We start from the raw sequence: 9,475 nt of genomic DNA, 5'->3' as shown, positions 1-9,475 counted from the left end.
AAACTGGAAAAAAGTTACAAAAGTGGCTTGACAAAACCTAACATGGAAGGAGATGGAACGATGAAACATTGGCGCAAAGCGGTGATCGCCCTGCTGGTCGCGCCGGGCATGGCGGCGCTGCTGCTGCAGATTCTGCCGCGGGAACCGGGGTGGCATTCGGCGTTGCTTCTTTTCGTGCCGCTGGTTCTGGCGGCGGGGGCGTCTGCGCTGGCCCCGGAACCGGGAACTCTCCCTCCCCGTCTGCGCCGGTTCCGCTCGCTGACGGCGGCGGCGGTTTGTTACGCGCTGGGAATTCTGCTCACGGTGGCGCTGAATTTTTCCGTTTCGGAGCTGTTCCGCGGGGAGCTGGTACGGGTGGTCGCCGCCTTCGGACTGCTCCTCGTTTTCGCCCTGTTTGCCGGGAGAAGCGCCGGAAAAAGCCGGAAGGAGCGGTGGATCATCGCGGCGGGATTTGTCGTCTCCGGCATGGCGGGCGGAGTTCCGTTCGGCGTGGCGCTCGCCTCGTTCCCGGGAATGAATCCGGAACAGAGTTTTTCGATCGGCATTCTGGCGGCGGCCGTCGTGACTGGAGCGGCGGCGCTGTGGATTCCGGAGAAAAAACGGCCGCTGTGCTCCGCCGCGGCACTCTGGATTTTCACTGTGGCGGCGGGAGCGGCGGCGTGGGGCGCGGCATGGATCGCCGGGACGTTCCGCTTTGAAGCGGTGAAGGATCGGATTTTAGAGGAGCGGGAGGAAACCTCCGGTTCCGCGAACGGAGCGGAACTCTACCGGGAGGCGTCGCTTCTCTTCGACGCCTGGGCGGGGGATCACCCGGAACTTCTGCGCTCACTGCCGGCGGCGGATGAAGAGGGAACGCGTCAGCTCACCGCACCCGAACTGGAACCCTTTTTCGACGCGTTCGAACAGGCGGGCAGGAGCGATGCGCGCTGGGATCGGAAGAAGTTTATGGAGGACGGCGCAACCGGAGAACTTGCCGCACTGGGGCGGATGAGCTGGTTCTGCCGCTCCCGCGCGGCGGCGTTCAGCGCGGCCGGCCGCCCGGAACTGGTTCTGCCGGAACTTCTGCGGGTTCTGCCGCTGGTGCGCCAGCTTCGCAGTCAGAACATCATCACCTTTGACCTGGCAGGTTCGGAACTGGAGGAGCAGCTGATGCGTGCGGCGGTGGAGTTCGGTCCGGTCGGCCCGGCATACGCGGCCGATTACCGGAAACTTCTGCATGCGCTGGAGGATGATTCACTGCGCCCCTCCGGGGAGCTGGAACTTATGACGCTGTTGTTCACCGAGACGAAAGGGGAGTTCCGTCTGCCGGGGGCGGCGCCGGAGAATCCTCTGCTTGGGCTGCTCGTTTCACCGGTGTCGCTCAACCGGAGGGCGACACTGCTGGAGACCTTCGCCTCCCTTCAGCCGGAGTTGGAAGAGGCGTCGCGCCTGGCCGTTCTGCCGGTTGAATACCGGAAGAACGTGCCGTCGAAGGATCCGGTGCGCAGTTATCTTGCGTCGACGCTGCTGCCCTACTTTTTCCAGCGGGAAGGGCGCGAGCTCTGCCGGATAGGAATCGCACTCAAGCTCTTCTGGTCGGAGCGCGGAGCTCTGCCGGAGAAGGTGACGGAACTGGTTCCGGCCGTTCTGCCGTCGATTCCGGTTTCGCCGATCAGCGGCGAACCGTTCGAGTACCGCCGGGAGAGGGAGGGGTTCCTGCTGACCGGCGGTACGGCCGAAGGCGCCCGCCCCGCCCTGCGCGGCGGAGAGCGCTGGATGGAATCTCCTCCGCATCGACCTTGATGAGAGATGTGCGGGAGGATAAGTTGATAGAGGAGTGGAAAAACCGGACCGAGTCGTAAAACGGCCGGTTTTTCGCTTGACGAAACTGCAGGAAAGATGTATCTTCCGGCAACGTCTTTTTTGCGTGAGGAGGAACTGAAATGCTGCATCGGATTCTTGTCTTGTCGTTTGTTCTGCCCATGCTCCTGGCCGCCGGGGAGTATGACGCGGTGGTGAAGATCTTTTCGGTTTCGAGCCGCCCGAACTTTTATCTGCCGTGGCAGAATTTCAGCCAGCGCAACGCGAGCGCCTCCGGCTTCGTGATCGAGGGAAAACGGATCATCACCAACGCCCACGCCGTCTCCTACCCGACCTTCATCACGGTCCGCAAACCGGGCGACCAGACGCGGTATCCCGCCCGGGTGGTTTCGGTCAACCATGAGTGCGATCTTGCGATTCTGACCGTCGACGCTCCCGGTTTCTTCGACGGAATTCCGCCGATGGAGCTGGCGGACCTCCCGCCGCTGCAGAGTTCGGTTTCCGTGATCGGCTACCCGGTCGGCGGCGACAACGTCTCGATCACCAGCGGCGTGCTCTCCCGCATCGAGCCGCGCCGCTACAGCCACAGCGGCAAGCAGCTTCTGGCCGCACAGGTCGATGCGGCGATCAACCCCGGCAACAGCGGCGGCCCGGCCATGCACGGCGGAAAAGTGGTGGGAATCGCCTTCCAGGGCGCGGCGTCGGCGCAGAACATCGGGTACATCATCCCCTGTTCGGTATTGAAACACTTTCTCAAGGATCTGGAGGATGGCAGAATCGACGGTTTTCCGGATGTGCCGTTCCGCTCGGAGCCGCTGGAAAATCCCGACCTGCGCCGTTCGCTCAAAATGAAAAAGGAGATGTCCGGCGTGCTGGTGATCGAACTGCCCGAACTGCTGAAACAGGAGGTCCCGCTGCAGCCCGGCGACGTCGTGCTCAAGGTCGACGGCCGGAACATCGCCAACGACGGAACCATCGATTTCGGGCAGGGCAAGGTGCTCTTCTTCGGCTGCCTCTTCTGGGAACAACAGCTCGGGACCGCACTGCCGGTCACCATCCTCCGCGACGGCGTGGAGAAGATCGTCGAAACGAAGACGGTGAAATTTCCCTTCCGGGTGCCGAATCAACTCTACGACCGCAACCCCTCCTACTACCTCGCCGGCGGAATCGTCTTCACTCCGCTTACGATCAACTATATGAGCACCTGGAAAAACATCGATCAGGTTCCCGACGAACTGGCCGTCAATCTCGGCAAGAGCCGGAATCTGCCGGATGAGGAGATCGTCGTCATCTCGATGGTGCTCGCCGACGAGGTCAACCTCGGTTACCAGCGGGTCGGCGCGGACATCGTTTCGACCGTCAACGGCGTGAAGATCACCTCGCTGCGCCAGCTCGCCTCGCTGATCGACTCTCAGAAGGAGGGATTTCTCGAAATCGTCCTCCAGAACGGAATGCGGCTGGTCATGGACGTTTCCGGAATGCGCGAAGCGACGCCGCGGGTGATGCACCGCTACCGGATTCCGAGCGACCGGAGCAGCGATCTGAAGCCGTGACACCCCGGTTTCGCAGAAAAAAAGCCGCCGTTTTCCCGATCAAGGAAGAACGGCGGCCGAACTGTTTCTGCTCAGTTGATGACGCGCGGATAGCTGCCGAAGAGCTTGAAGAAGGAGCAGTCCTCCTTGAGTTCGGCGCAGGCGGCGGCGATGTTGGGGTCCTGGCAGTGGCCGAGGATGTCGACGAAGAAGCAGTATTCCCAGTGGCCGCTCTTGAGCGGGCGGCTCTCGATCATCGTCATCGAAATGTTGTGGTTGCGGAACGGCCGGAGCGCGTCGTAGAGGGCGCCGGCGCGGTCGTGCAGCGAGAAGCACAGACTGGTTTTGTCGTCGCCGCTGGGCTGGTTTTCATGCTTGCCGATGACCAGGAAACGGGTGATGTTGCGGGCGTTGTCCTCGATGTTTTCGGCGACGATCGGCAGATCGGTGTGATCCGCGGCGAGTCTTCCGGCGATGGCGGCGGCTTCGGTTTCCCGCTCCGCCAGCTCGATGGCGCGGACGGTGCTGGTCACCTCGATGAAGGTGGCGTTGCGCAGATTGGCCTGCAGATATTCACGGCACTGGCCGAGCGGCTGCGGATGGCTGTAGACGCAGCGGATTTCCGGGAGCGGACTGGCGCTGTAGAGCAGCTGGTGGATCGGCAGATTGAATTCCGCGACGATCCGCACCGAGGAGCTGGTCAGCGAATCCAGCGTCGGATTGACCACCCCTTCGGTGGTGTTCTCGACCGGGACCATTCCGTAATCGGCCCGCCCGGTTTCGACGGCGCCGAAGACGTCGGCGATGGCGGCCGCCGGCTGAAGCAGGACTCCGCGGCCGAACTTCTCCAGCGCGGCCTGGTGGGAGAAGGTCCCCTCCGGCCCGAGGAAGGCGACGGAGAGGGGGCGTTCCAGCTTGATGGAGGCGGACATGATTTCGCGGTAGATCGCCAGCAGCGAATCGCGGTCGAGCGGTCCGTCGTTGAGAGAGGCGAGTCGTTCGAGGAGTGCGCGTTCCCGTTCCGGCACATAGATCGGCTGGTTGTTCTTCATTTTCCACTCGCCGATCTCCTTGGCGAGTCTGCATCGTTCGTTGAGCATCCGGACGATATCCTGATCAATTGCGTCAATGCCGGCTCTGAGTTTTTCAATATCCATTCGCACAACTCTCTCTGGTTTTTTTGCAAATAACTCCACCCCGGTAGCGGAACACGTCAAAACGGGGGTTGAATTAATAGAGTTGGCAATGTACTTTATTTCAATGGTTAAATGGAGCAAACCGATGTTTTTTTTGAAAAATTTTTTCTGTGCCGCGGGTTTTCTGGTTTTTGCGGCGGGTTGTTCGACGCCGGAACCGGCGCTGCAGCGGTTCGATTCGTCGCGTCTGGCGCCGCCGGAAGTGGAGCGGGAACGGGCCGAACAGCTCAGCCGCAATCTGGCGCCCTGCCGCATCCGGGCCGCGGTGATGGCCGCCGACAAGTTCTACCGGGAGGACCTCACCGCGCCGGAAGAGTTTGTCGAACGGGTCCGGCTCTTCGGCTTCAACCGCATCTACCTGGTGCTGGAGGATGTTTCGGCGCTCGATGACCGGCTTCGCGGTTTCCTGCGGGCGGCGGGGAACGCGGGGCTCCCGGTCGAACCGGTGATCCGGCAGGTGGATTTCCTCTACTCCTTCCGCGGGAATGCGTTTCTCCGGGAGTTTCGCTCCGGGAGCGTCACGCTCTCGAAGATGGCGGAGGCGCTGGTCGAATTCAACCGCGAACAGCCGGACGGGGCGAAATTTGCCGGCGCAGTGGTGGAGATTTCACCGCATCTCTTCACGATCAACAACTTCCGCCGCCCGAAAAACCTTCTCTACGCCTGGAGCGAACAGACCTGGGGCCCGGGGATGGACAACGACATGATGATGAAGGCAACCATCGCCGAACTTAAGGAGATCGCCGCGATTCTGACGCCGCTCCCGCTCACCGTGAGCGTGCCGGACTTCTACCATGAACTGGCCCAGCAGAAAAAACTTACCGTGGGGGATGTCAACGACTTTCTGGCGGTGATGCCGCAGCAGCCGACCGTGCTGCTGCAGGACAGCGGCAACAAACCGAGCGAGGCGCTCGAGATGGTCGAAAACGAACTGGCCGCGGCCAAAGTGGCGGACAGTGTGGTGGTCGGCATCAACCTGGCGAATCACACTTCGGTGACGGAGGGGGCCTTCCGCCGCCGGAACTGGCAGGATTTCAGCCGGGCGATGGGGTACCTGGTGAAAAAATGGAAGGAGTTCCCCGCGTTCGCCGGCGTGGCGATCGGTCCGTTTCTGCGGCTGGAACTCATTCAGGAGGAGGAGTGAACCATGCGTTGTCCGAAGTGCGGCTGTCTCGATGACAAGGTGATCGATTCGCGGGTGGTGAGGGATGGCGCCGCTGTGCGCCGCCGCCGCGAGTGCCTCTCCTGCTCCTGTCGCTACACGACGATCGAGGGAATCATTCCGGAAGAGCTCAAGGTGATCAAGCGCAATTCGGTGCGGGAGGATTTCGACCGCGACAAACTGCGGCGCGGAATCGCCAACGCCTGCTACAAGCGGCCGGTCAGTCCGGATGAGATCGACCGGATTGTCGAGGATCTTTCCGCCTCAATTCTGCGGGATTTCGACAAGGAGGTGGCGAGTTCCGAGATCGGCACGCGGGTGATGAACCTTCTCCGCAGCGTCGATCAGGTCGCCTACGTCCGGTTCGCCTCGGTCTACCGGAAGTTCAAGGATGTCGAAGAGTTCATCGAAGAGATCCGCGCCCTCAAGTGACGCGGATGGAGGTTGTGTTGTGAGTGAATCTGTGTTGAAACTTCATCCGGGGCGCGAGAAGTCGCTGCGCCGCCGCCATGCCTGGATCTTTTCCGGCGCCGTCGCCGAACTCTCCGGGAATCCCGTTCCCGGCGAAACCGTCACCGTCGTCGACAGCAACGGCCGTTTTCTTGCCCGCGCCGCCTGGTCGCCCGATTCGCAGCTGGTCGCGCGGGTCTGGAGCTTCGATGAGAACGAAGCGGTCGACGACGCCTTTTTCGCGCGGAAGATCCGCCGGGCGATCGAATTCCGCCGGTTTCTCGGCTATGACGATCCCGAAGGGGGGTGCCGTCTGATTTTCTCGGAGGCGGACGAGCTGCCGGGGCTGGTGGTGGACCGCTACGGGGAGTTTCTGGTGATGCAGGTGCTGAGCGCCGGCGTGGAGTTCCACCGCGACCGGATTGTACGGCTGCTGGCGGAGGCCACCGGCGCGCGGGGGATCTTCGAGCGTTCCGACGTCGGCATCCGCGCCCGCGAGGGGCTCGCCGGCCGGACCGGGCTGCTCTACGGGGAACAGCCGCCCAACCCGGTCATCATCCGGGAGAACGGCGCCCGGTATGCGGTGGACATCCGCCACGGGCAGAAGAGCGGATTCTACTTCGACCAGCGGCTTTCGCGCGAAGTGGTTGCGCAGTTCGCCGCCGGGCGGAGCGTGTTGAACGCCTTCTCCTACACCGGAGCGTTCGCGGTGACGGCGCTGCTGGCCGGGGCGGAACATGTGATCAACGTGGATTCTTCGGCCCCCGCCCTGCGGCAGGCGGCCCACAATCTTGAGATGAACCACATTGCGCCGGACCGGTTCGAGAACCTCACCGCCGACGTCTTCGAAACGCTGCGGAAATTCTCCGCCGAAGGGCGCCGGTTCGACATGGTGATTCTCGACCCGCCGAAATTCATCGAGTCGAAGCGGGTGCTGATGCAGGGGAGCCGCGCCTATCAGGACATCGCCCGGCTCGGATTCCGGTTGCTCAATCCCGGCGGACTGCTGGTGAACTTCTCCTGTTCCGGGCTGATGACGCCGGAGCTTTTCCAGAAGATCACCGCCGATGCGGCGGTGGAGGCGGGGGTGCACGGCGTCATCTGCCGCCGCCTCGAGCAGAGCCCGGACCATCCGGTGTCGCTCGCCGTTCCGGAGGGATTCTATCTGAAAGGGCTGGTCACCCGGATTGACTGAGAAGAGACGGCACCATGAAAAAACCTCCCGGAACCGGAACGGTTGCGGGAGGTTTTCGTTGCTTTGCGGGAAATTACTTCTCGTGTTTGGCGAGGTAATCGGCGACGCCGACCGCGGTGGGTTTCAGCCCTTCGGAGCCGTCCTGCCAGTTGGCCGGGCAGACTTCGCCGTACTTTTCGGTGAACTGCAGCGCCTTGACCACGCGGAGCACCTCTTCGACGTTGCGGCCGAGCGGCAGGTCGTTGACGGTCTCATGCCGCACGACGCCCTCGCGGTCGATCAGGAAGAGGCCGCGGAGCGCGACCGAGTTGTTGAGCAAAATGCCGTAGCTGCGGCTGATCTCCTTGGTGAAGTCCGACACCATCGGGTAGCGGAGCTTGCCGACGCCGCCCTTGCTGCGTTCGGTGGTCTTCCAGGCGTAGTGGCTGTACTCGGAGTCGACCGAGACCGACACGAGTTCGGTGTTCAGCGCACGGAACTTCTCGATGGAGTTGTCGAATGCGACAAGCTCGGTCGGGCAGACGAACGTGAAGTCCATCGGGTAGAAGAAGAGGACGACATATTTGCCCCGGAGGCTGGAAAGGGTGAAATCCTCGATGCAGTTATCCGGCATGACGGCCTTGGCGGTAAAATCCGGTGCAAGTGTTGCGACAAGTGACATGATTGCTTTCTCCTTACTGTTATTGCAGGCGGTACTCCCCCGCTGCTGCATTTCTGATAATAGATACTCTTTTTGAAAAAAGTCAAGGTTAGTCCGATCGAATTTTGCATTCCCGATTGACAAAGCGGCGGAAAAGCCGTATACTATGCCGGAAATATCGTCTCGGTAACTGGAGGAGTGCAGGAATGTGGTTTTTGCGATATGCGGCGGCCGTTGCAGCGTGGGCCGTCTGGGGGGTAGGGGCGGCGCCGGAGCTGGCGGTGGAAGGGGGATGCCTCACCGGCCGGGGTGCGGTATTCCGGGCGGAAGATGCGACGCTGGTCGCCACCGCCGCCCACGTGCTGCTGGAGAATCCGGACCTGATGTTGCGGGATGAATCCGGCCACGCCTTTCCCATCCGGGTGCTGGAGTTCGCCCCCGACCGGGATCTTGTGCTGCTGGAGGCGGATCTGCCGGAAAAATACCGGCAATATGACGGAAAAACGACGGCGGTTGCTCCGGGGGATTCTCTCCGGTACGGAACTCGTTCCGGCCGTTGCGAAAGCGTCGAACCGACCCGGCTGATCTGCCGCGGAATTCCGGTGAAACGGGGGGATTCCGGCGGGGCGGTGACCGGTCGTGACGGGCGGCTGACCGCCGTGGTCCGCGGCATTCTCGCCGGCTCTCCGGAGATGACCGAAGCGGTCCGGGTGGACAACTACCAACGCAGTTCGCGGGAGAGGATCGGCATCGCCCGGTTTTCCGAGTGGCAGCGCGGCTATCTGGAACTCAAACAGTGGAACTCCCGTCTGGTGGATGCGGTCAAACAGCTCTCCGGCAAACCGCTGCGACGGCGCGGCGCGGAGCTGTTGCGGGAACTGCCGGAGACGGCTCCGGTCGGCGTGGAGGCGCTCGACCGGCTCCGCAACCGCGAAGCGTTCCGGGCCTGCCGTGCCGCCGCCTGGCTCGGCTTGTCGCCGCGCGGCGAAGAGCTGGAAGTCTGGGAGCCGTTCTCCGTCGAGGCCTGGGCCGCTCTGGTGGAAAACGGCGGCGCGCCGGAGATTGAGCGCAGCGGTTCGAACTGGGGAATCCGCGGCTGGCGGGAGGAGTCCGGGCGCATGCGCTGGGCGCTCTTCTGCGCCGAGGGGCTGTTCGCCGGCAAGATTCTCGTCTCCCCCTGGCGCCGGACGCCGGAGGCGAAACGGAACCGGCCGTAACGCGTCATTTTTCCGTTATTTTTCCGTCATTTCCCTTTTTTCTGCTCAGAAAGTGGCGGATTGCCGGAAATGCCAATGCGGCGGCGACCGCCATCGCCGGCAGGGCCGGCAGCTGGTAGCGCGGCACGGTCACCGGGCCGGGGAGGAAAAAGTAGTATTCGACGAAGGCGAGAAAGACCAGCAGCGAAAACCAGCGCCTCTTCCAGTTCCACACCGCGATGCCGAGCCAGACCGCCGTTCCCAGATAGAGCGCCATCGTCAGCGCCAGCAGGGGCAGCAGCAG

Annotated in this window: 9 protein-coding genes; 6 read left to right on the top strand and 3 right to left on the bottom strand. The window is 62.6% G+C overall.

Annotated features, from left to right (window positions below; all coding sequences use genetic code 11):
* Window positions 1–60 precede the first annotated feature (60 nt).
* Both ACMLHG_RS11225 and ACMLHG_RS11220 read left to right on the top strand, forming a co-directional pair.
* The gene (locus ACMLHG_RS11225; RefSeq protein WP_417170548.1) at window positions 61–1,782 is read left to right on the top strand and encodes a hypothetical protein; all 1,722 of its coding nucleotides are present in this window, start codon (window positions 61–63) and stop codon (window positions 1,780–1,782) included.
* Window positions 1,783–1,922: 140 nt separating this feature from the next.
* Window positions 1,923–3,353: a S1C family serine protease gene (locus ACMLHG_RS11220; RefSeq protein WP_417170547.1), complete on the top strand. Its 1,431-nt coding sequence runs from the start codon at window positions 1,923–1,925 to the stop codon at window positions 3,351–3,353.
* A 71-nt stretch (window positions 3,354–3,424) separates the two neighbouring features.
* Here the strand turns inward: ACMLHG_RS11220 and pheA are convergent, their stop codons facing one another.
* Window positions 3,425–4,489: a prephenate dehydratase gene (gene pheA / locus ACMLHG_RS11215; RefSeq protein WP_295808801.1), complete on the bottom strand. Its 1,065-nt coding sequence runs from the start codon at window positions 4,487–4,489 to the stop codon at window positions 3,425–3,427.
* Between the two features lie 124 nt (window positions 4,490–4,613).
* Between pheA and ACMLHG_RS11210 the strand changes: the two genes are divergently transcribed.
* The 3 genes from ACMLHG_RS11210 to ACMLHG_RS11200 are packed head-to-tail and all read left to right on the top strand — an operon-like array spanning window position 4,614 to window position 7,335.
* Window positions 4,614–5,672, top strand: coding sequence for a hypothetical protein (locus ACMLHG_RS11210; RefSeq protein ID WP_295808805.1), 1,059 nt, complete (start codon window positions 4,614–4,616; stop codon window positions 5,670–5,672).
* Between the two features lie 3 nt (window positions 5,673–5,675).
* The gene (gene nrdR, locus ACMLHG_RS11205) at window positions 5,676–6,122 is read left to right on the top strand and encodes a transcriptional regulator NrdR (protein ID WP_294432682.1); all 447 of its coding nucleotides are present in this window, start codon (window positions 5,676–5,678) and stop codon (window positions 6,120–6,122) included.
* Window positions 6,123–6,141: 19 nt separating this feature from the next.
* On the top strand, window positions 6,142–7,335 hold the full coding sequence (locus ACMLHG_RS11200) for a class I SAM-dependent rRNA methyltransferase (RefSeq protein ID WP_417170546.1): 1,194 nt from the start codon (window positions 6,142–6,144) through the stop codon (window positions 7,333–7,335).
* A 73-nt stretch (window positions 7,336–7,408) separates the two neighbouring features.
* On the opposite strand, the gene ACMLHG_RS11195 is transcribed toward ACMLHG_RS11200, so the two are convergent.
* Window positions 7,409–7,996, bottom strand: a complete 588-nt coding sequence (locus ACMLHG_RS11195; protein ID WP_294432675.1) for a peroxiredoxin — start codon at window positions 7,994–7,996, stop codon at window positions 7,409–7,411.
* Between the two features lie 185 nt (window positions 7,997–8,181).
* Between ACMLHG_RS11195 and ACMLHG_RS11190 the strand changes: the two genes are divergently transcribed.
* Entirely contained in the window at window positions 8,182–9,192 is a 1,011-nt protein-coding gene (locus ACMLHG_RS11190; RefSeq protein ID WP_417170545.1) for a hypothetical protein, read from the top strand.
* Between the two features lie 4 nt (window positions 9,193–9,196).
* On the opposite strand, the gene ACMLHG_RS11185 is transcribed toward ACMLHG_RS11190, so the two are convergent.
* A partial coding sequence (locus ACMLHG_RS11185; protein ID WP_417170544.1) for a hypothetical protein occupies window positions 9,197–9,475 on the bottom strand: 279 nt, incomplete at its 5' end.

The organism is Victivallis sp., assembly GCF_048170485.1.
GTDB lineage: Bacteria > Verrucomicrobiota > Lentisphaeria > Victivallales > Victivallaceae > Victivallis.
This window is presented reverse-complemented; position numbering and strand designations above follow the sequence as displayed.